This is a genomic window from Enterobacter sp. MGH119 (genome assembly GCF_001037675.1).
GTDB classification, from domain to species: Bacteria; Pseudomonadota; Gammaproteobacteria; order Enterobacterales; family Enterobacteriaceae; genus Enterobacter; species Enterobacter hormaechei_C.
In genome coordinates, this window is record NZ_KQ089932.1 from 59,916 (window position 1) to 85,574 (window position 25,659).

General features: G+C 56.6%; 27 protein-coding genes, 1 pseudogene and 1 other annotated feature. Of the genes and pseudogenes, 20 read left to right on the forward strand and 8 right to left on the reverse strand.

Going from position 1 to position 25,659, the window contains the following annotated elements; all coding sequences use genetic code 11:
• Positions 1 to 128 precede the first annotated feature (128 nt).
• The 6 genes from dgoR to SK53_RS17235 all read left to right on the forward strand — a co-directional run bounded on the left by dgoR (position 129) and on the right by SK53_RS17235 (position 6,238).
• Positions 129 to 818: a D-galactonate utilization transcriptional regulator DgoR gene (dgoR, locus tag SK53_RS17210; RefSeq protein WP_003861109.1), complete on the forward strand. Its 690-nt coding sequence runs from the start codon at positions 129 to 131 to the stop codon at positions 816 to 818.
• Positions 815 to 1,693, forward strand: a complete 879-nt coding sequence (locus SK53_RS17215; RefSeq protein ID WP_003861107.1) for a 2-dehydro-3-deoxygalactonokinase — start codon at positions 815 to 817, stop codon at positions 1,691 to 1,693. Before dgoR ends, SK53_RS17215 begins: the two co-directional genes overlap by 4 nt.
• Positions 1,677 to 2,294 carry a 2-dehydro-3-deoxy-6-phosphogalactonate aldolase gene (locus SK53_RS17220; protein WP_048209829.1) on the forward strand — a complete coding sequence of 206 codons (618 nt, stop codon included), beginning with the start codon at positions 1,677 to 1,679 and terminating at the stop codon, positions 2,292 to 2,294. The genes SK53_RS17215 and SK53_RS17220 overlap by 17 nt, the downstream gene beginning before the upstream one ends.
• Complete coding sequence (gene dgoD, locus SK53_RS17225) at positions 2,291 to 3,439, forward strand: galactonate dehydratase (RefSeq protein ID WP_048209830.1); 1,149 nt, start codon at positions 2,291 to 2,293, stop codon at positions 3,437 to 3,439. The genes SK53_RS17220 and dgoD overlap by 4 nt, the downstream gene beginning before the upstream one ends.
• Positions 3,440 to 3,619: 180 nt before the next feature.
• Positions 3,620 to 4,957, forward strand: coding sequence for an MFS transporter (locus SK53_RS17230; protein WP_162184034.1), 1,338 nt, complete (start codon positions 3,620 to 3,622; stop codon positions 4,955 to 4,957).
• A gap of 51 nt (positions 4,958 to 5,008) precedes the next feature.
• The gene (locus SK53_RS17235; protein WP_075262542.1) at positions 5,009 to 6,238 is read left to right on the forward strand and encodes a DUF3748 domain-containing protein; all 1,230 of its coding nucleotides are present in this window, start codon (positions 5,009 to 5,011) and stop codon (positions 6,236 to 6,238) included.
• Here the strand turns inward: SK53_RS17235 and SK53_RS17240 are convergent.
• A complete protein-coding gene (locus tag SK53_RS17240; protein ID WP_003861096.1) occupies positions 6,235 to 6,567 on the reverse strand; it encodes a YceK/YidQ family lipoprotein in 333 nt (110 codons plus the stop codon). The two genes, SK53_RS17235 and SK53_RS17240, sit on opposite strands and share 4 nt — an antisense overlap.
• A 247-nt stretch (positions 6,568 to 6,814) precedes the next feature.
• Positions 6,815 to 6,889 (forward strand) — a sequence feature (ROSE (Repression Of Heat Shock gene Expression) occurs in the 5'-region of heat shock genes and acts as an RNA thermometer to modulate expression.).
• Here SK53_RS17240 and ibpA point away from each other — a divergent pair.
• From ibpA to SK53_RS17255, 3 genes are all read left to right on the forward strand, one after another.
• On the forward strand, positions 6,883 to 7,293 hold the full coding sequence (gene ibpA / locus SK53_RS17245; RefSeq protein WP_003861094.1) for a small heat shock chaperone IbpA: 411 nt from the start codon (positions 6,883 to 6,885) through the stop codon (positions 7,291 to 7,293). (Overlaps the previous feature by 7 nt.)
• A 136-nt stretch (positions 7,294 to 7,429) precedes the next feature.
• The gene (gene ibpB, locus SK53_RS17250; protein WP_003861091.1) at positions 7,430 to 7,858 is read left to right on the forward strand and encodes a small heat shock chaperone IbpB; all 429 of its coding nucleotides are present in this window, start codon (positions 7,430 to 7,432) and stop codon (positions 7,856 to 7,858) included.
• 189 nt (positions 7,859 to 8,047) lie between these two features.
• Entirely contained in the window at positions 8,048 to 9,709 is a 1,662-nt protein-coding gene (locus SK53_RS17255) for a putative transporter (protein ID WP_022650090.1), read from the forward strand.
• Here SK53_RS17255 and SK53_RS17260 read toward each other — a convergent pair.
• Positions 9,689 to 10,423: a GntR family transcriptional regulator gene (locus tag SK53_RS17260; protein WP_003861087.1), complete on the reverse strand. Its 735-nt coding sequence runs from the start codon at positions 10,421 to 10,423 to the stop codon at positions 9,689 to 9,691. The genes SK53_RS17255 and SK53_RS17260 overlap by 21 nt on opposite strands.
• Before the next feature lie 222 nt (positions 10,424 to 10,645).
• On the opposite strand from SK53_RS17260, the gene SK53_RS17265 reads away from it, so the two are divergent.
• The 4 genes from SK53_RS17265 to SK53_RS17280 all read left to right on the forward strand — a co-directional run bounded on the left by SK53_RS17265 (position 10,646) and on the right by SK53_RS17280 (position 14,364).
• Positions 10,646 to 12,268: an alpha-glucoside-specific PTS transporter subunit IIBC gene (locus tag SK53_RS17265; protein ID WP_022650091.1), complete on the forward strand. Its 1,623-nt coding sequence runs from the start codon at positions 10,646 to 10,648 to the stop codon at positions 12,266 to 12,268.
• A complete protein-coding gene (locus SK53_RS17270; RefSeq protein ID WP_003861082.1) occupies positions 12,265 to 13,587 on the forward strand; it encodes a 6-phospho-alpha-glucosidase in 1,323 nt (440 codons plus the stop codon). The genes SK53_RS17265 and SK53_RS17270 overlap by 4 nt, the downstream gene beginning before the upstream one ends.
• 92 nt (positions 13,588 to 13,679) lie before the next feature.
• On the forward strand, positions 13,680 to 14,027 hold the full coding sequence (locus SK53_RS17275) for a YidH family protein (protein ID WP_003861080.1): 348 nt from the start codon (positions 13,680 to 13,682) through the stop codon (positions 14,025 to 14,027).
• Positions 14,017 to 14,364 (forward strand): DUF202 domain-containing protein, encoded by a 348-nt coding sequence (locus SK53_RS17280; RefSeq protein ID WP_022650092.1) that lies wholly within the window; start codon positions 14,017 to 14,019, stop codon positions 14,362 to 14,364. Before SK53_RS17275 ends, SK53_RS17280 begins: the two co-directional genes overlap by 11 nt.
• A gap of 32 nt (positions 14,365 to 14,396) precedes the next feature.
• Here SK53_RS17280 and dsdA read toward each other — a convergent pair whose 3' ends face one another.
• Positions 14,397 to 15,683: a D-serine ammonia-lyase gene (gene dsdA / locus SK53_RS17285; RefSeq protein ID WP_048209832.1), complete on the reverse strand. Its 1,287-nt coding sequence runs from the start codon at positions 15,681 to 15,683 to the stop codon at positions 14,397 to 14,399.
• A 17-nt stretch (positions 15,684 to 15,700) separates the two neighbouring features.
• Positions 15,701 to 17,038, reverse strand: a complete 1,338-nt coding sequence (gene dsdX, locus SK53_RS17290) for a D-serine transporter DsdX (protein ID WP_048209833.1) — start codon at positions 17,036 to 17,038, stop codon at positions 15,701 to 15,703.
• A gap of 204 nt (positions 17,039 to 17,242) precedes the next feature.
• Between dsdX and dsdC the strand changes: the two genes are divergently transcribed.
• A complete protein-coding gene (dsdC, locus tag SK53_RS17295) occupies positions 17,243 to 18,169 on the forward strand; it encodes a DNA-binding transcriptional regulator DsdC (RefSeq protein ID WP_048209875.1) in 927 nt (308 codons plus the stop codon).
• A gap of 84 nt (positions 18,170 to 18,253) precedes the next feature.
• Positions 18,254 to 19,339, forward strand: a pseudogene (locus SK53_RS22950) (cellulase family glycosylhydrolase); the annotation flags it as partial.
• Here the strand turns inward: SK53_RS22950 and emrD are convergent.
• From emrD to tisB, 4 genes are all read right to left on the reverse strand, one after another.
• Positions 19,245 to 20,429, reverse strand: coding sequence for a multidrug efflux MFS transporter EmrD (emrD, locus tag SK53_RS17300; protein WP_003861070.1), 1,185 nt, complete (start codon positions 20,427 to 20,429; stop codon positions 19,245 to 19,247). The pseudogene SK53_RS22950 and the gene emrD sit on opposite strands and share 95 nt — an antisense overlap.
• 175 nt (positions 20,430 to 20,604) lie before the next feature.
• The gene (locus SK53_RS17305) at positions 20,605 to 21,438 is read right to left on the reverse strand and encodes a DMT family transporter (protein ID WP_023323922.1); all 834 of its coding nucleotides are present in this window, start codon (positions 21,436 to 21,438) and stop codon (positions 20,605 to 20,607) included.
• A 62-nt stretch (positions 21,439 to 21,500) separates the two neighbouring features.
• Positions 21,501 to 21,947: a GNAT family N-acetyltransferase gene (locus SK53_RS17310; RefSeq protein WP_003861064.1), complete on the reverse strand. Its 447-nt coding sequence runs from the start codon at positions 21,945 to 21,947 to the stop codon at positions 21,501 to 21,503.
• Between the two features lie 64 nt (positions 21,948 to 22,011).
• On the reverse strand, positions 22,012 to 22,101 hold the full coding sequence (gene tisB, locus SK53_RS24080; protein WP_017383683.1) for a type I toxin-antitoxin system toxin TisB: 90 nt from the start codon (positions 22,099 to 22,101) through the stop codon (positions 22,012 to 22,014).
• 486 nt (positions 22,102 to 22,587) lie between these two features.
• Here tisB and SK53_RS17320 point away from each other — a divergent pair, with 486 nt between their 5' ends.
• From SK53_RS17320 to ilvN, 5 genes are all read left to right on the forward strand, one after another.
• Entirely contained in the window at positions 22,588 to 22,902 is a 315-nt protein-coding gene (locus tag SK53_RS17320; protein ID WP_023302825.1) for a type II toxin-antitoxin system HigB family toxin, read from the forward strand.
• Positions 22,899 to 23,318 (forward strand): helix-turn-helix domain-containing protein, encoded by a 420-nt coding sequence (locus SK53_RS17325; RefSeq protein ID WP_023323924.1) that lies wholly within the window; start codon positions 22,899 to 22,901, stop codon positions 23,316 to 23,318. The genes SK53_RS17320 and SK53_RS17325 overlap by 4 nt, the downstream gene beginning before the upstream one ends.
• A gap of 146 nt (positions 23,319 to 23,464) precedes the next feature.
• The gene (ivbL, locus tag SK53_RS23665; protein WP_057979964.1) at positions 23,465 to 23,563 is read left to right on the forward strand and encodes an ilvB operon leader peptide IvbL; all 99 of its coding nucleotides are present in this window, start codon (positions 23,465 to 23,467) and stop codon (positions 23,561 to 23,563) included.
• A gap of 106 nt (positions 23,564 to 23,669) precedes the next feature.
• Positions 23,670 to 25,358, forward strand: a complete 1,689-nt coding sequence (ilvB, locus tag SK53_RS17330) for an acetolactate synthase large subunit (RefSeq protein ID WP_003861056.1) — start codon at positions 23,670 to 23,672, stop codon at positions 25,356 to 25,358.
• Between the two features lie 3 nt (positions 25,359 to 25,361).
• Entirely contained in the window at positions 25,362 to 25,649 is a 288-nt protein-coding gene (gene ilvN, locus SK53_RS17335; protein WP_003861055.1) for an acetolactate synthase small subunit, read from the forward strand.
• Positions 25,650 to 25,659 lie beyond the last annotated feature (10 nt).

Consider the following 25,659-nt stretch of genomic DNA (forward strand, 5'->3'; position numbering starts at 1 on the left):
ATTAATTGATTGTACTACATTGTCACCACGGCAAAGACGAAAGGCCTCACGTTTGTACTGCAAAAGTGAGGCGAAATTCAGCGGTCGCGGTAAAGTAGTGATGGACTTACAGAGCACAAGGACTCTCCATGACACTCAATAAAACCGATCGCATTGTCATCACGCTGGGCACTCAGATTGTGGGTGGCAAATACGTTCCCGGTTCGCCGCTGCCAGCAGAGGCGGAACTGTGCGAGGAGTTTGAAACCTCGCGCAACATCATCCGGGAGGTGTTCCGCTCGCTGATGGCGAAGCGGCTGATTGAAATGAAGCGCTATCGCGGCGCGTTTGTGGCGCCGCGTAACCAGTGGAACTACCTCGATACCGATGTTCTGCAATGGGTACTGGAAAACGACTACGACCCACGGCTTATCGGCGCGATGAGCGAAGTCCGAAATCTGGTGGAACCGGCCATTGCCCGCTGGGCGGCTGAGCGCGCAACGTCAGGTGACCTGGCACAGATTGAGTCGGCTTTAAACGACATGATCGCCAATAACCAGAATCGGGAGGCGTTCAACGAGGCGGACATTCGCTACCACGAGGCGGTATTGCAGTCGGTGCATAACCCGGTGTTACAGCAGCTTAGCGTGGCGATCAGCTCGCTACAGCGAGCAGTATTTGAACGTACCTGGATGGGTGATGAGGCCAACATGCCGAAAACGCTTCAGGAACATAAAGCGCTGTTCGATGCGATACGGCATCAGGACGGCGATGCGGCAGAGCAGGCGGCGCTGACCATGATCGCCAGCTCGACACGAAGGTTGAAGGAAATCACATGACATCACGCTACATCGCAATTGACTGGGGATCGACCAATCTGCGCGCCTGGCTCTACCAGGGTGAGCAGTGCCTGGAAAGCAGGCAATCAGAAGCAGGTGTGACGCGCCTGAACGGTAAATCCCCAGCAGCGGTGTTAGCAGAGGTGACACAAAACTGGCGCGACGGTACTACGCCAGTGGTGATGGCCGGAATGGTCGGCAGTAACGTAGGCTGGAAGGTTGCGCCTTATCTGTCGGTTCCGGTGCATTTCACTGCCGTTGGCGAGCAGTTAACGTCCGTTGGCGACAATGTCTGGATTATCCCCGGTTTATGCGTCTCTCGCGACGATAACCATAACGTGATGCGCGGTGAAGAGACGCAACTGCTCGGGGCGCGCACGCTTTCTCCTTCTTCTGTCTACGTCATGCCCGGGACGCACTGCAAATGGGTCCAGGCGGATGCTGAGCAAATTCATGACTTTCGCACCGTAATGACCGGCGAATTGCACCACTTGCTGCTTAAGCACTCGCTGGTGGGGGCCGGTTTGCCGGAGCAGACCCCTTCGCCGGAAGCGTTTGCCGCCGGGCTGGAGCGCGGGATCGCATCCCCTGCCGTTTTGCCGCAACTTTTTGAGGTTCGCGCCTCGCACGTGCTGGGAAATCTTCCGCGCGAACAGGTCAGCGAATTTCTGTCCGGCCTGCTGATTGGCGCAGAGGTCGCCACCCTGAGCGACGCGTTCGCCGGGCAGCAGGCCATCACGCTCGTCGCGGGTTCATCGCTGACGTCTCGTTACCGCCAGGCGTTCCACGCTATCGGACGGGATGTTGCTGCGGTGGAAGGCGACACGGCATTTCAGGCAGGCATAAGGAGCATCGCTCATGCAGTGGCAAACTGAACTTCCCCTGATCGCGATTTTGCGCGGTATCACGCCCGGTGAGGCCTTAGCGCACGTTGGCGCGGTGATCGACGCCGGGTTCGACGCGGTGGAAATCCCGCTCAACTCCCCGGAGTGGGAAAAAAGCATTCCGGCAATTGTGAAGGCGTTTGGTGATAAGGCGCTGATTGGCGCTGGTACCGTATTACAGCCGGAGCAGGTGGATGAACTGGCGAAGATGGGCTGCAGGCTTATCGTCACACCGAATATCAACCCCGAGGTGATCCGCCGGGCGGTGGAGTACGGCATGACCGTTTGCCCGGGTTGCGCCACGGCTACAGAAGCCTTTGCCGCCCTCGATGCAGGCGCACAGTCTCTCAAAATTTTCCCGTCGTCGGCCTTTGGTCCGGATTACATCAAAGCGCTGAAAGCGGTCTTACCCGCCAGCGTGCCGGTCTTTGCCGTGGGCGGCGTCACGCCGGAAAACCTGGTGCAGTGGATAAAAGCGGGCTGTGTGGGCGCCGGGCTGGGCAGCGATCTCTATCGTGCCGGACAGCCCGTTGAGCGTACCGCACAGCAGGCGGCAGCATTTGTGAAAGCGTATCGAGAGGCAGTGCAATGAAAATAACCAAACTCACCACGTACCGTTTACCTCCGCGTTGGATGTTCCTGAAAATCGAAACCGACGAAGGCGTGGTTGGCTGGGGCGAGCCGGTGATTGAAGGCCGTGCGCGCACCGTTGAAGCCGCGGTTCACGAGCTGGGCGAATACCTGATTGGCCAGGATCCGGCGCGCATCAACGACCTGTGGCAGGTCATGTACCGGGCGGGATTTTACCGTGGCGGTCCGATCCTGATGAGCGCCATCGCCGGTATTGATCAGGCGCTGTGGGATATCAAAGGCAAAGTGCTGAATGCCCCGGTCTGGCAATTAATGGGCGGCCTGGCGCGCGACAAAATCAAAGCCTACAGCTGGGTGGGCGGTGACCGCCCTGCGGAAGTGATCGACGGTATCCGGCAACTGCGCAACATCGGTTTTGACACCTTCAAACTCAACGGCTGCGAAGAGATGGGCGTTATCGACAACTCGCGCGCGGTAGACCGGGCGGTGAATACCGTGGCGCAAATCCGCGAGGCTTTCGGCAACGAGATTGAGTTTGGCCTGGATTTCCACGGCCGCGTTAGCGCGCCAATGGCCAAAGTGCTGATTAAAGAGCTGGAGCCGTATCGCCCGCTGTTTATCGAAGAGCCGGTGCTGGCCGAGCAGGCGGAATACTATCCAAAACTGGCTGAACAGACCCATATTCCTATCGCCGCGGGTGAGCGTATGTTCTCGCGCTTCGAGTTCAAACGCGTGCTGGAAGCGGGCGGCATTGCGATCCTGCAACCGGACCTCTCCCACGCGGGTGGCATCACCGAATGCTACAAAATTGCCGGAATGGCAGAAGCCTACGATGTGGCGCTGGCCCCGCACTGTCCGCTTGGGCCAATTGCGCTTGCGGCCTGTCTGCACGTCGACTTCGTCTCGCGCAATGCGGTGTTCCAGGAACAAAGCATGGGCATTCACTATAACAAGGGCGCGGAGCTGCTCGACTTTGTGAAAAACAAGGAAGACTTCAGCATGGAAGGCGGTTTCTTTAAACCGTTAACGAAGCCGGGCCTTGGCGTGGAGATCGACGAAGCCAAAGTCATTGAGCTGAGTAAAAGTGCGCCGGACTGGCGTAACCCACTGTGGCGTCATGAAGACGGTTCCGTAGCCGAGTGGTAAATGCGCGTCATACTTCGCGCTGGTGATGCGTTGGCTGCGTTTTCTTACCCCGGTCACATACTTTTGTATGCTCCCGGGGATGCGAAAACTTGCCGCCTTCCCCCAGCACGAATTATTTAGCGTATTCCGTTTACGTTTTTAATTAAAAAAACCAAATACACCCTCTGTAAATTACAGGGCATGGTGAGCGGCTTCGCTATGCCCAAAATCTGGAGACAGATTGCGATGGATATTCCAGTTACTGCTGCAAAAACCGGGCGTCGTCGTTACCTGACGCTGATCATGATCTTTATTACCGTGGTCATCTGTTATGTCGACCGCGCCAACCTTGCCGTGGCATCGGCTCATATTCAGGAAGAGTTTGGCATCACCAAAGCGGAAATGGGCTACGTCTTCTCGGCGTTTGCCTGGCTGTATACGCTCTGCCAGATCCCGGGCGGCTGGTTCCTTGACCGCGTGGGGTCGCGTCTGACCTACTTTATCGCTATTTTTGGCTGGTCCATGGCGACCCTGTTCCAGGGCTTCGCCACCGGGCTGATGTCACTGATTGGCCTGCGCGCCATCACCGGGGTGTTTGAAGCGCCCGCGTTTCCGACCAACAACCGCATGGTGACCAGCTGGTTCCCGGAACACGAACGCGCTTCCGCTGTTGGTTTTTACACCTCCGGGCAGTTTGTTGGCCTGGCATTTCTGACGCCGCTGTTAATCTGGATCCAGGAGCTACTGAGCTGGCACTGGGTGTTCATCGTCACCGGCGGGATCGGCATTATCTGGTCGTTAATCTGGTTTAAGGTTTATCAGCCGCCGCGCCTGACCAAAAGCATCACCAAAGCCGAACTGGACTACATCCGCGACGGCGGTGGCCTGGTGGACGGCGATGCGCCCGTGAAAAAAGAGGCGCGCCAGCCGCTGACCAGAGCGGACTGGAAGCTGGTCTTCCACCGTAAGCTGGTGGGCGTTTATCTGGGTCAGTTCGCGGTGACTTCCACGCTGTGGTTCTTCCTCACCTGGTTCCCGAACTATCTGACCCAGGAAAAAGGGATTACCGCGCTGAAGGCGGGCTTTATGACCACCGTACCCTTCCTTGCGGCGTTTTTCGGCGTCCTGCTCTCGGGCTGGCTGGCGGACAAACTGGTGAAAAAAGGCTTCTCACTGGGCGTTGCGCGTAAAACGCCGATTATCTGCGGCCTGCTGATCTCTACCTGCATCATGGGAGCGAACTACACCAACGATCCGGTGTGGATCATGACCTTGATGGCGGTAGCGTTCTTCGGGAACGGTTTTGCCTCCATCACCTGGTCGCTGGTGTCGTCGCTGGCGCCGATGCGTCTGATTGGCCTGACCGGCGGCGTGTTTAACTTCGTTGGCGGCCTGGGCGGGATCACCGTGCCGCTGGTCATCGGTTACCTGGCGCAGGACTACGGCTTTGGTCCGGCGCTGGTGTATATCTCTGCCGTGGCGCTGATCGGGGCGCTCTCCTATATCCTGCTGGTCGGCGACGTGAAACGAGTAGGCTAATCCCTTCGGATGTTTTACCCTGATGCGATAACCGCGCATCAGGGTATTTTCATGAAACAAATCACCTTCGCTTCCCGCAACCACCAGCTCACCAACATCAACACCTGGACGCCAGACAGCCAGTGGCTTGTCTATGATGTCCGCCCGTCCGGCGCGTCGTTTACCGGTGAAACCATTGAGCGGGTCAATGTTAGTACGGGCGAGGTTGAGGCGATCTACCGTGCGACTGACGGCGCGCATGTTGGCGTGGTAACCGTTCATCCGGCGCAGGACAAATATGTTTTTATCCACGGCCCGAAAAACCCGGATGCAGACTGGCAGTATGATTTTCACCATCGTCAGGGGGTGATTGCGCACAATGGTCAGGTGAGCAATCTTGATGCGATGGATATCACCGCGCCTTACACGGCAGGTGCGCTGCGTGGCGGCACCCACGTTCACGTTTTTAGCCCGAACGGGCAGTTCGTCAGCTTTACCTATAACGACCATGTGCTGCACGCGCGCGATCCGCAGCTGGATTTGCGTAACGTCGGGGTGGCGGCGCCTTTTGGCCCAGTAAACCCACAGGGGAACCATCCGCGGGAATATGCCGGCACCTTCTGGAGCGTACTGGTAAGCCGTACAACGCCGAACCCGAAACCGGGCAGCGATGAGATCAACCGCGCCTATGAAGAGGGCTGGGTGGGCAACGACAGGCTGGCGTTTATCGGCGATACGGTGTCTGCGAAAGGCGAGAAAGTGCCCGAACTGTTTATTGTCGATCTTCCCAAAGACGAGCAGGGCTGGAAACGAGCGGGCGATGCGCCGTTGCAGGGAACGCCGGATACAATGCCCGCGCCGCCTGCGGGCGTCATGCAACGCCGCCTTACCTTCACCCATCAGAAGGCGTATCCGGGGCTGGTGAACGTGCCGCGCCACTGGGTGCGCAGCAATCCACAGGGGACGCAGGTTGCGTTTTTAATGCGGGACGATAACGGCGTTGTGCAGCTGTGGCTTATCTCCCCTGAGGTCGGCGAGCCGCGCCAGCTGACCCACAGTGAAAGTGATATCCAGTCGGCTTTTAACTGGCATCCTTCTGGCCGCACACTTGGGTTTGTGCTCGAAAGCCGCATTGCCTGCTGCGATGCGCAGACCGGTGAGGTGACGTTTTTGACCTCCGATCATGGCAATCCGCCGTCTGCTGACGCTGTGGTGTTTTCCCCGGACGGACGATTTATTGCATGGATGGAAGCGAAGGACGGTTTCCGCCAGCTGTGGCTAACGGAAACCGCACAGAATTAGCGTGGAGGCATCGCTGCGGGCGGGATGACGGAGTTGGTTGCCAGCGTCTCCTGCTCGCTTTTCTCAACGCGCGAACGCACTGAGCTGTCGGTGCGGAACATATCCCACGGCAGCAAAAGCGTATCGGCAACCGCCGTAAACGGCATATCAAGAATCGCCAGAGATTTGGTACCCCAGTTTGTCTCATCATCAGAGATCATTGCGGCACTGGCGCGCGTCCCCGGATATGTTCCTTCTTTACCGCCGGTGTGCGACATCACGCTCGAACACCCGCAAAGTAAAACAACCCCGCTGAACGTCGCCAGCTTAATCAGAACATTTCTCATCATCACTCAGTCATCATTAGTAGCACGGCATTGACCTGCAACTCAGGGTTATAGCGAGGCGCGTCCAAAATGGATAGCTCCAAACTCCCGCACTGTGGTCGCCATCGCAATTTAACCCTTTGTGCTGTGCCCCTGAGTCTATGCGACAACCAGCAAAGTGCAAAAAAATCTCACATCAACAGGCTTGAAAAGGCCGTATCCATACCCATTTTAAGAATGTAACCCGATAACGGACACGCCTGATGGGTGTTCGGGGAAGCAGAAGCCTGTCCATGGTGGAAGGCTACATTTTCTCGCTGATTTCAGGAGCATTTATCTATGCGTAATTTCGATCTCTCTCCGCTATACCGTTCTGCCATTGGTTTTGATCGTCTGTTCAACCACTTAGAAAACAACCAGAGCCAGAGCAACGGCTATCCTCCTTACAACGTTGAACTGGTTGACGAAAACCACTATCGCATTGCGATTGCTGTTGCCGGTTTCGCAGAGAGCGAACTGGAGATCACCGCGCAGGACAATCTGCTGGTGGTGAAAGGCTCCCATGCGGGCGAGCAGAAAGAACGAACCTACCTCTACCAGGGTATCGCAGAGCGTAACTTTGAACGCAAGTTCCAGCTGGCTGAGAACATCCACGTCAAGGGCGCGAACCTGGTGAACGGCCTGCTGTTTATCGAACTGGAACGTGTGATTCCGGAAGAGAAAAAACCGCGTCGTATCGAAATCAATTAATTAAGCGGGTCGCGGCTGCGGCCCACCTGAAATTGCTTGCCGTAAAGGGAGCATATGCGAATCCGCAAGGGTTTGCAGGTACAACTGTGCACAAAATTAAACTGTGCCGAACTCGCTTCTCAGAAGGAGATTTAGTATGCGTAACTATGATTTTTCCCCCCTGCTGCGTCAGTGGATCGGTTTTGACAAACTGGCTAACGCGCTGCAAAGCGCAACCGAACAGCAGACCTTTCCGCCGTACAACATCGAAAAAAGCGATGATAACCACTACCGCATCACGCTTGCGCTGGCCGGGTTCCGCCAGGAAGATCTCGACATCCAGCTTGAGGGTGCGCGCCTGACCGTGAAAGGGTCACCGGAAAAACCAGACACCGAGACCAAATGGCTGCATCAGGGGCTTGTCACTCAGCCGTTTAGCCTGAGCTTTACCCTGGCAGACCATATGGAAGTTTCTGGCGCGACGTTCACTAACGGGCTGCTGAACATTGACCTCACCCGTAACGTGCCGGAAGCCATTGCGCCTCAGCGCATCGCCATTAGCGAACGCCCGGCGTTGAATAGCTAATCGTGTGCGGGCTGGTGCCCTCACCCCGACCCTCTCCCTGTGGGAGAGGGTGCAAACACTAAAAACGGTCACCTTCGGGTGACCGTTTTGCGTTTACCTTCGGCTTTTATGTGCGCCATCGCCCATACAACCGCCGCCAGTTCTGAGAGAATCCTTATCATAACTAAGGTTATACACAGGATGTGGAACATGAGTGATATCGCGTTAACCGTCAGCGTGTTGGCCCTTGTCGCGGTAGTGGGGCTATGGCTGGGGAATATCAAAATCCGCGGCGTCGGGTTTGGGATTGGCGGGGTGCTGTTCGGCGGGATTTTTGTCGGCCATTTTGCCGACCAGCTTGGGTGGGTGCTCAGCGCCGATATGCTGCATTTCATCCAGGAGTTCGGCCTGATCCTCTTTGTGTATACCATCGGTATTCAGGTGGGGCCGGGCTTCTTCGCTTCCCTGCGCGTCTCCGGTTTACGCCTTAATCTCTTTGCCTTCGGCATCGTCGTGATGGGTGGGCTGGTTACCGCCATTCTGCATAAACTCTTCGCGATTCCGCTGCCCGTTGTGCTGGGCATCTTCTCCGGCGCCGTCACGAATACGCCCGCGCTCGGGGCGGGCCAGCAAATTCTGCGCGATCTGGGTATCCCTGCTGATGTCGTCGATCAGATGGGGATGAGCTACGCCATGGCCTATCCGTTTGGCATTTGCGGTATTTTGCTCTCGATGTGGCTGGTGCGCGTGCTGTTCCGCGTTAACGTTGGACAGGAGGCGAAGGAGCATGAAAGCACGCTTACCAACGGCCATGCGCTCATTAAAACCATCAACATTCGCGTCGAAAACCCTAATCTGAACAATATGGCGATTCAGGATGTTCCCATTCTGAACAGCGCGACCATTATCTGTTCCCGCCTGAAACGTGATGACACGCTGATGGTGCCTTCACCGGATACCCTTATTCAGCACGGCGATCTCCTGCATCTGGTAGGGCAACCGGCGGATTTAAACAATGCCCGGCTGGTGATCGGTCAGGAGGTGGATACCTCACTCTCAACCCGTGGAACGGACATGCGCGTGGAGCGCGTGGTAGTGACCAATGAGAAGGTTCTGGGCAAGAAAATACGCGATTTGCAGGTTAAAGAGCGTTATGACGTGGTGATCTCCCGGCTTAACCGCGCCGGTGTCGAGCTGGTGGCCAGCCAGGATGCCAGCCTGCAATTCGGTGATATTCTCAACCTCGTCGGGCGTCCTTCATCTATTGATGCCGTAGCAGACATGGTGGGCAACGCCCAGCAAAAACTCCAGCAGGTGCAGATGCTGCCGGTCTTTATCGGCGTCGGGCTTGGCGTCATGCTTGGCTCCATCCCCCTGTACGTGCCCGGCTTCCCGGTAGCACTGAAGTTGGGTCTGGCAGGCGGGCCGCTCATTATGGCGCTGATCCTCGGGCGTATCGGCTCCATCGGTAAGCTCTACTGGTTTATGCCGCCGAGCGCTAACCTGGCGCTGCGGGAGTTGGGCATCGTGCTGTTTCTGGCGGTGGTGGGGCTGAAATCCGGCGGCGATTTTGTCGATACTCTGGTGAACGGCGAAGGGATGAGCTGGGTAGGATACGGCATATTTATTACCGCTATCCCACTGATAACTGTCGGATTATTGGCGCGTATGTTCGCTAAAATGAACTATCTCACGCTGTGCGGCATGCTGGCCGGTTCCATGACCGATCCGCCCGCGCTGGCGTTCGCCAATAACCTGCACGCCACCAGCGGCGCGGCGGCGTTATCCTACGCCACGGTTTATCCGCTGGTGATGTTTCTGCGCATCATCACCCCGCAGCTACTGGCGGTGCTATTCTGGGGGATGGGCTAATAAGTCTTCCGGGTGGATACGCCGCAGATGGTAGTCCACCTGGTAATCGCTTGTGTTCCGGAACATCACGGAATAATTGAGGAACTCGCCGCTGTCGCTGTAGGAAAGGGAAGTGATGCGCAGCAGCGGCGTCTGTTCCGGCACATTCATATAACCGGCCAGCTGTTTATCAGCCAGCACCGGCGTCAGGCTCTCGTAGTTGCCGCTGATGGTGATCCCACACTCCTTCTCGATGTAATCAAACTTAGACCCTTCGAGATGCGCCAGGGAAAGATTGCGGAACAGCTTCACCGGCATAAAGCTGTCCTCCAGCATCAGCGGTTTTCCGTCCACGTAACGCACCCGCCTTGAAAAATAGATCCGCTCATCAACCTGAATCCGCAGCTGGCTGGCGATGGCGGGCGGCGCGGGCATCACTTCAAACTGCAACACCTTGCTTTGCACTTCTTTCCCCTGCTGGCGCAATACCTCCACCAGCCCAGTCAGGTTAGTCGTTTCATGATGAACGTCTTTGCGCGCCACGAACGTCCCGCTACCGTGTCGACGTTCAACCAGCCCCCAGCTTACCAGCAGATCCAGCGCTTTGCGGACGGTCATCCGGGCTACGCCAAACTCCTTTGCCAGCGCTTTTTCTCCGGGTAACGGACTGCCAATGTTGTAGTCCGAAGAATTCAGCCGCAGCCGTAGCCGATCGGCAATTGATTTGTAGATCACCAGTAGACCTCTCTGCGCACATCATGGCGTGGAATACGTCTTAACTTGTCCATGTTTGGTTTAAAAAGTAGACCTGATTGGTCAAATTAAAACCATGAATGCGATCACGAATCGCAGCGGCACGCCATGTTCCCGCATCAGTAACTTCTTATGCTCACCTCAGGCCAGTAAAAAACCATAAAGGCCTCTATCCCCTACAGGTTGTTTCATGAGGATTTAAAAATGCTCAGTCAAATACAACGTTTTGGCGGCGCCATGTTCACCCCGGTTTTGCTGTTTCCCTTTGCCGGGATCGTGGTTGGGATCGCCATCATGCTTCGCAATCCGCTGTTTGTCGGTGAGGCCTTAACCGCGCCTGATAATCTGTTCGCGCAAATTGTTCACATCATCGAAGAGGGCGGCTGGGCGGTGTTCCGTAATATGCCGCTGATTTTTGCTGTCGGCTTACCGATTGGCCTGGCAAAGCAGGCGCAGGGCCGCGCCTGTCTGGCGGTGCTGATTAGCTTCCTGACCTGGAACTATTTTATCAATGCGATGGGGATGACCTGGGGTCACTTCTTTGGCGTCGACTTCTCTGCTGAACCCACTGCCGGCAGCGGGCTGGCGATGATTGCCGGAATCAAAACGCTTGATACCAGCATCATCGGGGCGATTATCATTTCCGGGCTCGTCACCGCCATCCACAACCGATTTTTCGACAAGCCGTTGCCGGTCTTTCTGGGGATTTTCCAGGGCACCTCGTTTGTCGTTATCCTCGCGTTCTTCGTGATGATCCCCTGCGCCTGGCTGACGCTGCTGGGCTGGCCGAAAGTGCAGATGGGCATTGAGTCGTTGCAGGCCTTTCTACGTACCGCTGGCGCGCTGGGCGTATGGGTTTATACCTTCCTGGAACGCATTCTGATCCCAACCGGATTACACCACTTTGTCTACGGTCCGTTTATCTTCGGCCCGGCTGCGGTAGAAGGCGGCATTCAGGTCTACTGGGCACAGCACCTTCAGGAATTCAGCCAGAGCACTGTGCCGCTTAAAACGCTGTTCCCGGAGGGCGGATTCGCGCTGCACGGCAACTCTAAGGTGTTTGGCTCAGTCGGTATTGCGTTGGCTATCTGGTATACCGCGTCACCGGAGAACCGCGTCAAAGTGGCAGGTCTGCTGATTCCGGCCACGCTTACCGCCGTGCTGGTGGGCATTACCGAACCGCTGGAGTTCACCTTCCTGTTTATCTCGCCGTTGCTGTTTGCCATCCACGCCGTGCTGGCCGCAACGATGGCGACGGTGATGTATATCTTCGGGGTGGTGGGGAACATGGGCGGCGGTCTGCTGGACCAGTTCCTGCCGCAAAACTGGATCCCGATGTTCCATAACCACGCCTCGACGGTATTCACCCAGATTGGCATCGGCCTCTGCTTCACCGGGATCTACTTCGTGGTCTTCAGAACGCTTATCGAACGTCTGAATCTCAAAACGCCGGGCCGGGAAGAGAGCGAAATCAAGCTCTACAGCAAGGCCGACTATAAGGCCGCTCGTGGGCAAACCACCGCCCCGGCGGCAGCCAGCCAGCAGGTCGGACAGGCCGCTGGGTTCTTACAGGCGCTCGGCGGCGCAGCGAATATCGAAAGTATCAATAACTGCGCCACCCGCCTGCGTATCGCCCTGGTGGATATGACGAAAACCCAAAGCGATGACGTATTCAAAGCCCTGGGCGCACACGGTGTGGTGCGGCGCGGCAACGGCATACAGGTGATTGTCGGTCTGCACGTTCCTCAGGTGCGCGACCAGCTGGAATCGCTGATGAAAACCCCTTTAACAAACGAACAAACCACTCTGACAGAGGCTATATCATGAAAAAATTCTCAGTTGTTATTGCAGGCGGCGGCAGTACATTCACGCCTGGTATCGTCCTGATGCTGTTAGCCAACCGTGACCGTTTCCCGCTGCGTGCGCTGAAGTTCTATGACAATGACGGAGCACGTCAGGAGATCATCGCCGAGGCGTGTAAAATCATCCTTAAGGAGCAGGCGCCGGAGATTGAATTTAGTTACACCACCGATCCTGAAGCGGCATTTACCGATGTGGATTTCGTGATGGCGCATATTCGCGTTGGCAAATATCCCATGCGTGAAAAAGATGAAAAAATCCCGCTGCGCCACGGCGTGCTGGGCCAGGAAACGTGCGGGCCGGGCGGCATCTCCTACGGCATGCGCTCCATCGGCGGCGTGCTGGAGCTGGTGGATTACATGGAGCAGTACTCCCCGAACGCGTGGATGTTGAACTACTCCAACCCGGCGGCGATTGTCGCGGAAGCCACGCGCCGCCTGCGTCCGAACGCGAAAATCCTCAACATCTGCGATATGCCGATCGGCATTGAAGGGCGTATGGCGCAAATCGTCGGCCTGAAAGACCGCAAAGAGATGCGCGTGCGCTACTACGGTCTGAACCACTTCGGCTGGTGGACGTCGATTGAAGATCAGAACGGCAACGATCTGATGCCGAAGCTGCGCGAATACGTGGCGAAAAACGGTTATGTTCCGCCTTCGGAAGATGTGCATACTGAAGCGAGCTGGAACGATACCTTCGCCAAGGCCAAAGACGTACAGGCGCTGGATCCGGACACCATGCCGAACACCTACCTGAAGTATTACCTGTTCCCGGACTATGTGGTCGCCCATTCCAATCCGGAGCGTACCCGCGCCAATGAAGTGATGGATCACCGTGAGAAGCATGTATTCAGTTCATGTCGGGCGATTATCGAAGCCGGTCATTCTTCTGCCGGTGAACTGGAAATTGACGAACATGCGTCGTACATCGTCGATCTGGCGACCGCGATTGCCTTTAACACCCAGGAACGCATGCTGCTGATTGTGCCTAACAATGGGGCTATCCATAACTTTGACGCTGACGCGATGGTAGAAATCCCTTGTCTGGTCGGCCACAACGGACCGGAGCCGCTGACCGTGGGTGATATTCCGCACTTCCAGAAAGGACTCATGAGCCAGCAGGTGGCGGTGGAAAAACTGGTGGTGGACGCCTGGGAGCAGCGCTCGTATCAGAAACTCTGGCAGGCGATTACCCTGTCGAAAACCGTACCGAGCGCATCGGTGGCGAAGGCGATTCTGGACGATCTGATTGAAGCGAATAAGGATTACTGGCCAGAGCTGCACTAATCTTTCTGACCGGCATCGCCTGATGCCGGTCTCCTTGTCCTGGCTGAATTACGCTATGCTGAAGCCTGCATGCAGCACGACAAGGAACTTTCATGAACATTTCCCGCCTCGGTGAAGCACCGGACTACCGCTTCTCACTGGCTAACGAACGCACGTTCTTAGCATGGATCCGCACCGCCCTGGGCTTTCTGGCCGCAGGCGTCGGCCTTGATCAGCTCGCCCCCGATTTTGCCACCCCGTTGATTCGCGAAGTGCTGGCCCTGCTACTGTGCCTGATTGCCGGCGTGCTGGCGATTTATGGCTATCTGCGCTGGCTGAGAAATGAAAAGGCGATGCGTCTGAAGCAGGATCTCCCCTACACGCGCGGCTTGCTCATTATTAGTACGATTTTGCTGATGGTTGCGGGCGTAGTGATGTTACTGGTGCTGTATGCCGGATAGCCGCAAAGCGCGGCGGGAAGCGGACCCCGGCCTTCAGCCAGAGCGAACCTCGCTGGCCTGGCTGCGCACGCTGCTGGGGTATGGCGCGCTGATCGCTCTTGCCATTAAGCACAACTGGCACCGCACGGGGGCGCCATTCTGGATCTCCATTGTTGTGCTGGCGCTGGTAGCCATCATTTTATGGCGCTACACCCGCAGCCGTAACCTGATGGACGTGTCGCAGAACGACTTTGCGCAGCCGAAAGCGGTGCGGGATAAGTTCCTCATCGCCCTGGCCGTGCTGTCGTTGTCACTGCTGTTTGCGGTAACCCACATTCAACAAATTTTGCACCTGTAGGCCGGGTAAGGCGCAGCCGCCACCCGGCATAATTACTTCCCTTTCGCTAAATATTTCGCCATCTCGTCTTCCGGCACCATGCCGCCGCCGGTCGCCCACACCAGGTGGGTAACGTTCTCATCGGCATCGACGCGCAGCGACCCGGCCATCCCCGCCAGCGCCGACGGCTCCAGGCGAATCCTTTCCTCCTGCGCCAGCCAGCCGAGCATGTCGTACATGCTTTGATCGGAGAGGGTATAGAACCCGTCGAGCAGGCGCTCCATCGCGCGGCCCACGAAGCCGGAGGCACGTCCTACCGCCAGACCGTCCGCCGCCGTCACGTTATCAATACCCAGGTCCTGCACGGCGATTTCATCGTGCAGCCCGGTATAAACGCCCAGCAGCATGCACGGTGAGTGCGTTGGCTCCGCAAAGAAGCAGTGGACGTTATCGCCAAAGGCCAGCTTCAGGCCAAAAGCCACGCCGCCGGGGCCGCCGCCGACGCCGCACGGCAGATAGACGTACAGAGGATGATCGGCATCCACCACGCGGCCCTGTTCGATAAACTGCGCCTTCAGGCGCTCGCCAGCAACCGCATAGCCCAGGAACAGCGTGCGTGAATTCTCATCGTCAATAAAGAAGCAGTTCGGATCGCTTTCCGCCGCTTTGCGTCCCTGCTCCACCGCCACGCCGTAATCCTGCTCATATTCAACGACGATCACGCCGTGGCTGCGCAGTTTGGCTTTCTTCCACTCGCGGGCGTCGGCGGACATATGCACGGTCACCTTAAAGCCAATGCGTGCGCTCATAATGCCGATGGACATCCCCAGGTTGCCGGTTGAGCCCACCGCGATGCTGTACTGGCTGAAGAAGTCCTTAAAGCGCGGCTCCAGCAGAACGCTGTAGTCGTCTTCAACGCTCAGCAACCCGGCTTCCAGCGCCAGTTTCTCCGCATGGGTCAGCACCTCATAGATGCCGCCGCGCGCTTTGATCGAGCCGGAAATCGGCAGATGGCTGTCTTTTTTCAGCAGCAGCGTGCCTGTAACAGGCTTCGCAAATTCTTTCTCCAGCCGCGCCTGCATCGCCGGGATCGCGACCAGGTCGGATTCGATAATCCCGCCCGTTGCCGCCGTTTCCGGGAACGCTTTCGCCAGATACGGCGCGAAGCGTTTCAGGCGCGCGTGCGCGTCGTCTACGTCGGCTTTCGTCAGCCCGACATACGGCAATCCTTCCGCCAGCGTCGTGGTGCGCGGGTTAAGCCAGGTGGTTTCTTTCAGGGCAATCAGATCCTCAACCAGAGGAAACTGTGCGGTTAAAGTAGTGATAGTTGCGTTTTCCATAATACGTCTCTTCGCGCTCAGATAATGAAAGAAAGCAGGAATGTGCCGCCAAGTGCAAGCACCGAGGCGATAAACGTCGCCGTCGTATAGTATTTGAAGGTCTCATTCAGGGTCGCGCCGCAATACTGCTTCACCAGCCAGAAGAGAGAGTCGGTCACGATCGTGCAGCCAATAGCGCCGGACCCGATGGCAATGGTGATGATCTCCGGGCTTACGTTCGGGTAGAGCGGCAGCATCGGCGCCACTATCGCCGTGGCACCCATCATCGCTACCGTTGCCGAACCCACGGCGGCGTGCAGCACCAGTGCCACCAGCCAGGCGAGAAGGATAGGGTGCATATGCAGGTTCGAGAGAATATGCGCCAGCGTCTCCGCCAGACCACTGGTTTTAAGGATGGCGTTGAACGCCCCGCCCGCACCGATAATCAGCAAAATGTTGGCGATAGAGCCAAAGCCGTGCTCCGTATGGGTCAGCATTGCGCCCATGCCCATGTGCTGGCGGATCCCCAGCAGGTAATAGGCGACAAACACGGCGATAAACATCGCGGTGATGGGGTTGCCGATAAACTCCAGCAGGGTATACAGCGAGCCTTCTTTTGCCATGTTCAGCTCGGCAATGGTTTTCACCAGCATCAGGGCAATCGGCAGCAGCACGGTGAACAGCGTGGCGCCCAGCGACGGCAGAGTGTGCTCTTCCCGCACCTTCAGGTCTGAAAATTCCGCCGGAACCGGCTTATAGGGCAGATGGTTGCCGAGCAGCTTCAGGAACAGCGGGCCACCAACCAGAGACGCCATCAGGCCCACCATCAGACCGTAGACAATCACCGTCCCGACGTCCGCCCCTAATTTGTTGGTGACAAATAGTGCGGCCGGATGCGGAGGCACCACGCAGTGCACTGCCATTAGTGCGGTACAGAGCGGAATGGCCAGCTTGAGTAGCGACGTGTTGGTCTTTTTGGCGATGGAAAACGCCAGCGGGATCAGCAGTACCACGCCCACTTCAACAAACAGCGTAATGCCGCAGATCAGGCCGACCAGGACCATAATCACGTCCGCCGACAGCCAGCGGCAGCGCTGCAACGTAATCCCGATGCGCTCTGCCGCGCCGGAGACTTCCATCATTTTGCCGAGAATAGTGCCAAGACCGATAACCGCCGCCAGGAAGCCCAGCGTACCGCCAATCCCGCTCTCAAAGGCGTTAACCATATCCAGCGGACTCATTCCCATCATCGCGCCAACGAAAAAGCTTGCCAGCAGCAGCGCGAGGAACGGGTGAAACTTCAGTTTTACGATGGTTAAAACAATCAACACGATGCTGACAAGCAGCGTTGCCACAACCCAGACCTGAGATCCCATATCTCACCTCACCCTTATGTCATCTGGGGATATTGGACGAAAAAACGGCTTGGGCTGACAAACGATATAAATTGGCGTTCAGATGAGCCAGATTGGATCAACTGAGTGACTGGACTCTAAAAAGCGCACTTATTTTGCCGTTGGTTCACATAAATTCATTCTTGAGCGGTATGCTGAACGCAGAAATTACGTGTGGGAATTGTGATGACCGATGCGAATGAAGGCAGAAACCGGCTGTTAAACGGCTGGCAGCTGTCGAAAATGTACACCTTTGAAGTGGCTGCCCGGCATGAGTCCTTCGCCCTGGCGGCGGCGGAGCTGTTGCTCAGCCCCAGCGCGGTGAGCCACCGCATTAACCTGCTGGAAGAGGAGCTGGGCATTCAGCTGTTTGTCCGCTCACACCGTAAAGTGGAGCTGACGCAGGAAGGCAAGCGCGTTTACTGGACGCTGAAATCGTCCCTCGACACCCTGAATCAGGAGATCCTGGACATTAAAAACCAGGCGCTGTCAGGTACGCTAACGGTGTACTCCCGGCCGTCGATCGCCCAGTGCTGGCTGGTGCCGATGCTGGGGGATTTTACCCGCCGCTACCCGTCGATTTCACTTACTATTCTGACTGGTAATGATTACGTCAACATGCAGCGAACCGGCATCGATCTGGCGCTCTATTTCGACGATACGCCGCCAAACCACCTTTCTCATCACTTTTTGATGGATGAAGAGATTTTGCCCGTCTGCTCGCCGGCGTATGCCCGGGAGCATGAACTGCTGAAAAACCCCCATAACCTCAGCCACTGCACGTTACTGCATGACCGTCAGGCCTGGAGCAATGATTCCGGTACGGATGAGTGGCTGAGCTGGGCGCAGCATTACGCGGTGAATATGCCGTTATCATCGGGTATTGGCTTCGATCGTTCTGATTTAGCCATTATCGCGGCCATGAGTAATGTCGGGGTGGCGATGGGGAGAAAGCGGCTGGTGCAAAAACGTCTCGAACGGGGGGAGTTGATCGCACCCTTTGATGGGGAAACCCTCAAGTGCCATCAGCATTATTACGTCTCAACGCTTCCCGGCCGTCAGTGGCCGAAAATTGACGCCTTTATCGGCTGGCTAAGAGAGCTGGCGGGTTGAAGAATTATTACGCTTTCGCTCTACACCAAATGTGAAAAAGCGTGCTAAATACAGGTAATGCTTTTGATTTTTCCAGGGTAAACCGTGTTAAAGCCTTTTATTGCCACTGCGATCTTACTCTCTTCCGGCTGGGCGACTGCCGCTGAGCCGCCGCTGACGGCTGCCCGTTATGCGCAGCAGCTGGGCGTCGGGATGGATGTGGACTGGGCACGCACCGAGCGCGGTATCCGCGAATTCGACCCGCTGGTGGTCCGTGATTTTCAGGCGAAAGGCATACACCATGTCCGTATTCGGGTGGCGGGCGAACCGACGGAAGCGCGGCTGATTCACCTGCGTAAGCTGGTGGAGGCCTGCGAGCAATACGGCGTCATCCCCATCATCGCTTATCAGGCCGATGAATATAAAAACGACCCGAAAGCGGATACCGAAAAAGAGGTGATTAACTGGTGGATTGCCGTGGCGCACTATTTTGGTCAGCGCTCGCCGTTGCTGGGCTTTGACCTGATCTACGAACCGGCGGACAAGCTCAACCACAACGTTGCTTCGCTCAACCGGGTGTATGAGAAAGCGATCAAAGACATTCACGCCATTGATGCCAGCCGCATGATTTTTATCGCCCCTCGTCTGCGCGCCGCGCCGGAGGATTTATCCAGCCTGAAGCTACCCGCGCACAGCCAGAATTACCTGCTGGCGGAGTGGCATATTTTCCCCTGGGGTCCGCTGAAAACGAACGGTAAATACCCGTGGACGTCCGGAACTGCGGCTGAGAAAGCGGCTATCCGTAACCGAATCAACGCCGCGCTGCACTGGCAACAAAAAACCGGGCATGTGAGCTGGGTTGGCGGCTGGGGGGGGGGCGAATCGAAAAGCCTGACGCCAACCGCCTCGCAGATGGCGTTTGCCACGTTTATGGCGTGCGAGCTGCAACATGCCAACATCCCGTATGCGATAAACGCCGATGTTCAGTTTTATGACGGGGAAGAGGGGGCGTGGCGGCCTGCCCCAGAGCGGCTATTGCAGGCGATGATTGCGCCCGTCTGTGAAAAGCCCGGCGAGAAGCCGGGCCATCATGCGGTTAAACCGGCTGTTCGTGATGCGAGACACGCGACGCCAGCGGCAGCCAGCACAGCAAAATCAGCAGCCCCATCAGGGTCATCAGCAAGCCTAAACTCGCCTGCCCGGTCTGCGGCATCATAGCCGAAAGCCAGGCCAGCGCGCCGGAACCGATGTTCTGCAAACCGCCCACCAGCGCGCCTGCCGTGCCTGCGAGGAACGGGAACGGCTCCATCGCGCCGCTGGTGGCGAGGGGAAACAGCATGCCCGCGCCGAAGAAGAACAGCGCTGCCGGGATGAGCAACGTCCAGACCGACATCACGTCAAACAGCCCCGGGATCCACATCATCAGCCCGGCCAGCAGACAGCTGATCACCGACTGCCACATCAGGGTGGAGAAACGCTTGTTCGGACGTCCGGCGAACCATGCGCCGAAGAACGCCGCCGGGATCGGCAGAATAAACAGAATACTCACCACCATACTGCTCAGGCCAAGGCCCGCGCCCAGCAGCACGCCGGAACAGGCTTCAAACACCGCAATGCCCGCCAGTCCGCCGATTAGCATCAACAGATAACAGGTAAAGGACCCATTACCGAACAGCGTTTTGTAGCTGGCGATGAGCTTCGTGCGCGGCGCGTCTTTTGGGCGGGTTTCCGGCATCCAGCGCCCCATGCTGAAGGTGACAATAATGCACAGCACCAGCAGGAAGGCATAACAGGCGCGCCAGGACCAGACGGTGTCCAGCAGACCCCCAATCAGCGGGGCCAGCAGCGGGCTGACCAGAATACCCATATTTAACAGACTGTTGGCGTGGCGAAGCTGTGTGCCCTGGTACATATCACGCGGCAGGGTACGCGCCATAACCCCGCCGACGCCGGTGCCCACACCCTGAAGGGCGCTGGCGGCAATCAGGACGGTCAGGCTGTGAGTGGTAATGGCGATCATCGTCGCTACCATGAAAATGCTCATGCCCACCAGAATGACCGGACGACGCCCGACGCGATCGGACAGGGGACCATAAACCAGCTGTGAAACGCCATAGGTTAGCAGATAGGCTGCCATCACGCTCTGGACTGCACCTTCGCGGACGCTCAGATCTTTTGCCATATCGGCAATCGCCGGAATGTAGATGGTTTGCGCCATCTGCCCGACGGCCACCAGTAACACCAGCATCAACAATAAGTTCACGTTCCGTTGCTTTTTCATGTCGCTGAATACTTTTGCCAAAAGAGATAAATGAAGAATAAGTGACTATGCATTCCCATAAATGCGCGAGGAATCTACCACAGAGAGATGACAATTTAAGCATTACTGTGATGAATGACAGAAGACGTGAAGGCATGATTTGTAAACAAGATCGGCAACTAATGTTGCCAGCGAATTACGCCAGGCGCAGCAGGATCGCACCGGCAGCAATACCCAGTGCCGCCGCGATGCGCAGGCCGGCAACCTTCTCTTTTAAAAGCACAAATGCGATTAATGCGCCGAAGAGAATAGAGGTTTCACGCAGTGCGGCGACCACAGCCAGCGGTGCCTGGGTCATCGCCCAGAGTGCCAGACCGTAAGATCCCATCGTCCCGACGCCGCCGAGCAGCCCTTTTTTCCAGTGCAGGCGCAGGTAGCTGGACGCTTCGCGACGCCGCGCCACCATTGCCCAGCTCAGCAGACAGAAACCATTCATGAAGAAGGTCCAGAGCGTGTAGCCCAGCGCAGTGTCCGAGAGTCGCACACCGGTGCCGTCCACCAGGGTATACCCGGCGATAAAACAGGCGTTCAGCAGCGCCAGCCAGATCCCCTTGCGTGACTGCATGCGGCCGTTCATCGCCATCGCCAGAATCGACAGACAAATGACCCCGATGCCGGACCACGCAAGCCAGGAGAGATGATCCCCGAGCACCATTACGCTGATCAGCGCCACCAGCAGAGGGGCCGTCCCGCGCATAAGGGGGTAGGTCTGGCTCATGTCGGAGACCTGATAAGTTTTTGCCACCAGTACCGTATACACCACCTGTAACGCACAGGAGACGAACAAATATGGCCAGCTTGCGGCAGTTGGCTGAGGAGAGAAGGGCAGTAAAATCAGGGCAATAAGCGCGGCTGAACCGCTGACTCCGATCGCCGAGTAGAGTTTATCCGTTCCGGCTTTAACGATGGCGTTCCAGCTGGCATGCAGCAGTGCGGCGAACAGTAAAATGCAGAAAACGGTGATGGTCATGGCGTATCGGTTGGTGAAATGTCATCCAACTGTAACATTCACCCGTCGATGCTGCCAGCCGCTTACACTGCGCAAAAAAGGCGGTGCGTCACCCGGGGTTCGTCTGACACCAGCCTGAAGCCCGCCCGATGGTAAAATCCGTACGCGGTTTCCGGCGCATGGGTATTAAGAAAATCAAACCAGATGCTGGCATCCGCCATCACCACGGTCAAAAGTTGTTTGCCAATGCCCTGCCCACGGCACTTTTCGCTGACGTAGAGATGACGAATACGTCCGGCGCGCGGCTGCTGGCTGAACGGATCGCGGTTGAGGCCGCACACGCCCACCAGCCTGCCGTTAAGAAACGCCCCCAGCAGCTTTTCACCCGGCGCGTTAAAGCGGTTTTCACCCCGCTGCCAGTTCTCTTCCAGCCTGCGCAGCATATTGAAATTCAACGCGATACTCTCCGCCTTCAGGGCGATATAGCCCGGTTCATCAGGCGTAACAGGCTCAATTAACAGACGCGACATAGCATTCCCTCGTTATTAAAGAGGGGCGGTTGCCCGCCCCTCTCAGGTGCGACTTGAACCTGAATCACCGAACGTATTTCAGGACAGCATCAAGCAGTTGCAATACAGCAACAATGAGTTTGAGGACAAGTATGACCATATCCACGACGCTCATACGCGTCTCCTTTTGGTTAAAAGGAGCACGATGCTGGCGTACCTTTCCGCCGCCTGTGGCCAGCACCTGGATTGACGTAACACAGTGTGCTCACTTCAGGGGTTAAGGCACTGACGGCACCACCCGTTTCAGCCAGGACTTCGTTGCGCCGGTAAACTGCGGCCCCCTCGCTCACTGCGAACACCCTCAGTATAGATAAATACTGTATGTATGAACAGTATTTTATGGACAAATTTTGGAAGGCGATCCATACTCAAAAACGTCAAAATCCGTGCCGGAATTGCGCGTTCGTCTTCGATCGCGTATACTTTTCGCGTTGACGTAACACAGTGTGTTCTGCGGCAACCAACCGCAAAACCCTGATAAAAACCTCGCTTAGGCGGGGTTTTTTGTTTTCTGACGAAGTGAAAATAGTACCCTTCGTTGACTTATTGGCAACAGGTGTTATCGTTGCCATAATGGCAATGGACGCGGCAGGCAAGCAGGATGCATTTAATCTCAATGAAGGCAATTTTGGATGCGGTAAGCCAGTTCCCACAACACAGAGAAGAGCTTCTCTTTTTAGGACGAGTTATTGAAAAGAGCCACTGCCCGACGCCCGCTGCACTGAGAAAACTTTTCCCAACGCTGGATAACTTCAAGTATCTTGATAAGCATTATGTTATTGATATTGCAAATAACAATCTCAGAGTAGTGGCTCTCATCTTCTTTGAAAGCCAAAAGTTTTATGTGCGCCATGTTTTTACTCATAAGGAATATGACCGTTTTACGGAGAAACATCGCACTAAGGGGAAGAAATGATGATCGTCGCTGATGCAATGAAAGCTACGCACGCCCTTGTTGCGGCCGTTCCTTTACTGGGTGAACAGCCGAGCGAGAAAGATTATAAGGATGCGCTTGAGCTGGTTGAGTATCTCCTTATGAACGAGCCCAATAGCCCCTTGCTGGATATTGTGTGCGCCAGAATTAGCCGTTACGAAGCTAATCGGCCAGAGATAGTCGCATTACGCAAGGAGATGGAGTCCGTTCCCGTCGGAATTGCAGTTTTAAGAACCTTGATGGATCAATACAATCTGACGATATCGGATTTTAAGGATGAAATTGGTAGTAAATCGATGGTTTCACGGGTTCTGAATGGTCAGAGACAGCTTACCCTGAACCATATTAAAAAGCTGGCGGCCAGATTTGGGGTATCACCTGCGTTATTTATTGAGTGAGTAAAAACCCTTTATTGAGTGTCACCACCCAACAAACGAAACGTGATCCCTGACGCATTTTTGCGCAGATGAAAATATTTCCATTGTCACGCCCGAAAACCTGTGTTTGTATAAATTCAATCAATGATTCCAAACACAGGTCCCCAATGACTTCATCCATCTTCACTTCGACCCTACTAAAAACTGCGCAACCTGCCGCAGTGGTCGTCGTGCGTGTGGTGGTGGTCGTCGGCAATGCGCCGTAGGGACTGGATCAACACACGAATCCAAAACCCCGCCGGCGCAAACCGGGCGGGGTTTTTCGTTTAGGACCCTCCCCGGAAGGCTGGCTCAGAAGAAAAGGACTGGAGCATGGCAAGTTCGGGCACAACATCCACCAAGACGCGTTTTACAGGCGCGCAGCTGATTGTTCATTTACTGGAACGACAGGGCATCACCACCGTTGCGGGCATCCCGGGTGGGACCGTGCTGCCGCTGTATGATGCGTTAAGCCAAAGCACACAGATCCGCCACGTGCTGGCGCGCCACGAGCAGGGCGCAGGCTTTATCGCCCAGGGCATGGCGCGTACCCAGGGTAAACCGGCGGTCTGTATGGCCTGTAGCGGGCCGGGCGCCACTAACCTGGTGACCGCCATCGCCGACGCGCGTCTCGACTCCATTCCGCTGATCTGCATTACCGGCCAGGTGCCGTCCTCGATGATCGGCACCGATGCGTTCCAGGAGGTCGATACCTACGGCATCTCTATCCCCATCACCAAACATAACTATTTAGTTCGCGATATCAGCGAGCTGCCTCAGGTTATCAGCGATGCGTTCCGCATTGCGCAGTCTGGCCGCCCGGGCCCGGTGTGGATAGACATTCCTAAGGATGTCCAGACCGCAGAGATCGAGATCGACATTCTGCCGGAGCCGGGCGAGCGTGCCCCCGCGCCGGAGTTCAGCGCTGAGAGCGTGCGCGATGCGGCGGCAATGATCAACGCCGCCAAACGCCCGGTGCTGTATCTGGGCGGCGGGGCGATCAACGCCGCGGATGAAATCCGCCAGTTTGCGGAAAAAGCCAACCTGCCGACCACCATGACCCTGATGGCGCTGGGTATGCTGCCCAAAGCGCATCCATTATCTTTAGGGATGCTGGGCATGCACGGCGCGCGCAGCACCAACTACATCCTGCAAGAGGCGGATTTGCTGATAGTTATGGGGGCGCGTTTTGATGACCGGGCGATTGGCAAAACCGAGCAGTTCTGCCCGAACGCCAAAATCATTCACGTGGATATCGACCGCGCCGAGCTGGGTAAAATCAAGCAGCCGCACGTGGCGATCCAGGGCGACGTGGCCGAGGTGCTGGCGCAGCTGATCCCGCAGACGGTGGCAACCGACCGCGCCGACTGGCGCCAGCTGGTGGCCGATCTGCAACGCGAGTTCCCGGGCGCTATCCCAACCGAGGGCGACCCGCTGAGCCACTATGGTCTTATCAACGCTGTTGCCGCCTGCGTGGATGACAGCGCGATTATCACCACCGACGTCGGCCAGCATCAGATGTGGACTGCCCAGGCGTATCCGCTGAACCGCCCGCGCCAGTGGCTGACCTCCGGCGGCCTTGGCACCATGGGCTTCGGCCTGCCCGCAGCGGTTGGCGCGGCGCTCGCCAACCCGGACCGTAAGGTGATCTGCTTCTCCGGTGACGGCAGCCTGATGATGAATATTCAGGAGATGGCGACGGCGGCCGAAAACCAGTTAGACGTCAAAATCATTCTGATGAACAACGAGGCGCTGGGTCTGGTACACCAGCAGCAGAGCCTGTTCTATAAGCAGGGCGTGTTTGCGGCGACCTATCCGGGGATGATCAACTTCATGCAGATTGCCGCTGGTTTTGGCCTGCACACCTGCGATCTGAACGCCGAAGAAGATGCCCACGCGGCGTTGCAGGATGCGATTTCTCGCCCTGGCCCGGCGTTGATCCACGTGCGTATCGACCCTGAACAAAAAGTGTATCCGATGGTGCCGCCGGGTGCGGCAAATACTGAGATGGTGGGAGAATAAGCCATGCAGAAACAACATGATAACGTCATTCTGGAACTCACCGTCCGCAACCACCCTGGCGTCATGACCCACGTCTGCGGGCTGTTTGCCCGCCGGGCATTTAACGTGGAAGGCATTCTCTGCCTGCCGATTCAGGGCAGCGAGCACAGCCGCATCTGGCTACTGGTCAACGACGACCAGCGTCTGGAGCAGATGATAGCGCAGATCGACAAGCTGGAAGACGTCACCAACGTGGCGCGCAACCAGTCCGATCCCACCATGTTTAACAAAATTGCGGTGTTCTTCGAATAGATCGCTTAAG

What these genes read in the sequence shown, in the direction of transcription:
- dsdC (WP_048209875.1), top strand. Translation starts at nt 17,243, where the DNA reads ATGACCGATGCGAATGAAGGCAGAAACCGGCTGTTAAACGGCTGGCAG.
- SK53_RS17215 (WP_003861107.1), top strand. Translation starts at nt 815, where the DNA reads ATGACATCACGCTACATCGCAATTGACTGGGGATCGACCAATCTGCGC.
- SK53_RS17265 (WP_022650091.1), top strand. Translation starts at nt 10,646, where the DNA reads ATGCTCAGTCAAATACAACGTTTTGGCGGCGCCATGTTCACCCCGGTT.
- SK53_RS17280 (WP_022650092.1), top strand. Translation starts at nt 14,017, where the DNA reads ATGCCGGATAGCCGCAAAGCGCGGCGGGAAGCGGACCCCGGCCTTCAG.
- tisB (WP_017383683.1), bottom strand. Translation starts at nt 22,101, where the DNA reads ATGAGCGTCGTGGATATGGTCATACTTGTCCTCAAACTCATTGTTGCT.
- dsdX (WP_048209833.1), bottom strand. Translation starts at nt 17,038, where the DNA reads ATGGGATCTCAGGTCTGGGTTGTGGCAACGCTGCTTGTCAGCATCGTG.
- SK53_RS17230 (WP_162184034.1), top strand. Translation starts at nt 3,620, where the DNA reads ATGGTGAGCGGCTTCGCTATGCCCAAAATCTGGAGACAGATTGCGATG.
- SK53_RS17255 (WP_022650090.1), top strand. Translation starts at nt 8,048, where the DNA reads ATGAGTGATATCGCGTTAACCGTCAGCGTGTTGGCCCTTGTCGCGGTA.
- SK53_RS17325 (WP_023323924.1), top strand. Translation starts at nt 22,899, where the DNA reads ATGATGATCGTCGCTGATGCAATGAAAGCTACGCACGCCCTTGTTGCG.
- emrD (WP_003861070.1), bottom strand. Translation starts at nt 20,429, where the DNA reads ATGAAAAAGCAACGGAACGTGAACTTATTGTTGATGCTGGTGTTACTG.
- ilvB (WP_003861056.1), top strand. Translation starts at nt 23,670, where the DNA reads ATGGCAAGTTCGGGCACAACATCCACCAAGACGCGTTTTACAGGCGCG.
- SK53_RS17270 (WP_003861082.1), top strand. Translation starts at nt 12,265, where the DNA reads ATGAAAAAATTCTCAGTTGTTATTGCAGGCGGCGGCAGTACATTCACG.
- SK53_RS17275 (WP_003861080.1), top strand. Translation starts at nt 13,680, where the DNA reads ATGAACATTTCCCGCCTCGGTGAAGCACCGGACTACCGCTTCTCACTG.
- ilvN (WP_003861055.1), top strand. Translation starts at nt 25,362, where the DNA reads ATGCAGAAACAACATGATAACGTCATTCTGGAACTCACCGTCCGCAAC.
- SK53_RS17235 (WP_075262542.1), top strand. Translation starts at nt 5,009, where the DNA reads ATGAAACAAATCACCTTCGCTTCCCGCAACCACCAGCTCACCAACATC.
- SK53_RS17310 (WP_003861064.1), bottom strand. Translation starts at nt 21,947, where the DNA reads ATGTCGCGTCTGTTAATTGAGCCTGTTACGCCTGATGAACCGGGCTAT.
- ivbL (WP_057979964.1), top strand. Translation starts at nt 23,465, where the DNA reads ATGACTTCATCCATCTTCACTTCGACCCTACTAAAAACTGCGCAACCT.
- dgoD (WP_048209830.1), top strand. Translation starts at nt 2,291, where the DNA reads ATGAAAATAACCAAACTCACCACGTACCGTTTACCTCCGCGTTGGATG.
- ibpB (WP_003861091.1), top strand. Translation starts at nt 7,430, where the DNA reads ATGCGTAACTATGATTTTTCCCCCCTGCTGCGTCAGTGGATCGGTTTT.
- SK53_RS17220 (WP_048209829.1), top strand. Translation starts at nt 1,677, where the DNA reads ATGCAGTGGCAAACTGAACTTCCCCTGATCGCGATTTTGCGCGGTATC.
- dgoR (WP_003861109.1), top strand. Translation starts at nt 129, where the DNA reads ATGACACTCAATAAAACCGATCGCATTGTCATCACGCTGGGCACTCAG.
- ibpA (WP_003861094.1), top strand. Translation starts at nt 6,883, where the DNA reads ATGCGTAATTTCGATCTCTCTCCGCTATACCGTTCTGCCATTGGTTTT.
- SK53_RS17305 (WP_023323922.1), bottom strand. Translation starts at nt 21,438, where the DNA reads ATGACCATCACCGTTTTCTGCATTTTACTGTTCGCCGCACTGCTGCAT.
- dsdA (WP_048209832.1), bottom strand. Translation starts at nt 15,683, where the DNA reads ATGGAAAACGCAACTATCACTACTTTAACCGCACAGTTTCCTCTGGTT.
- SK53_RS17240 (WP_003861096.1), bottom strand. Translation starts at nt 6,567, where the DNA reads ATGATGAGAAATGTTCTGATTAAGCTGGCGACGTTCAGCGGGGTTGTT.
- SK53_RS17320 (WP_023302825.1), top strand. Translation starts at nt 22,588, where the DNA reads ATGCATTTAATCTCAATGAAGGCAATTTTGGATGCGGTAAGCCAGTTC.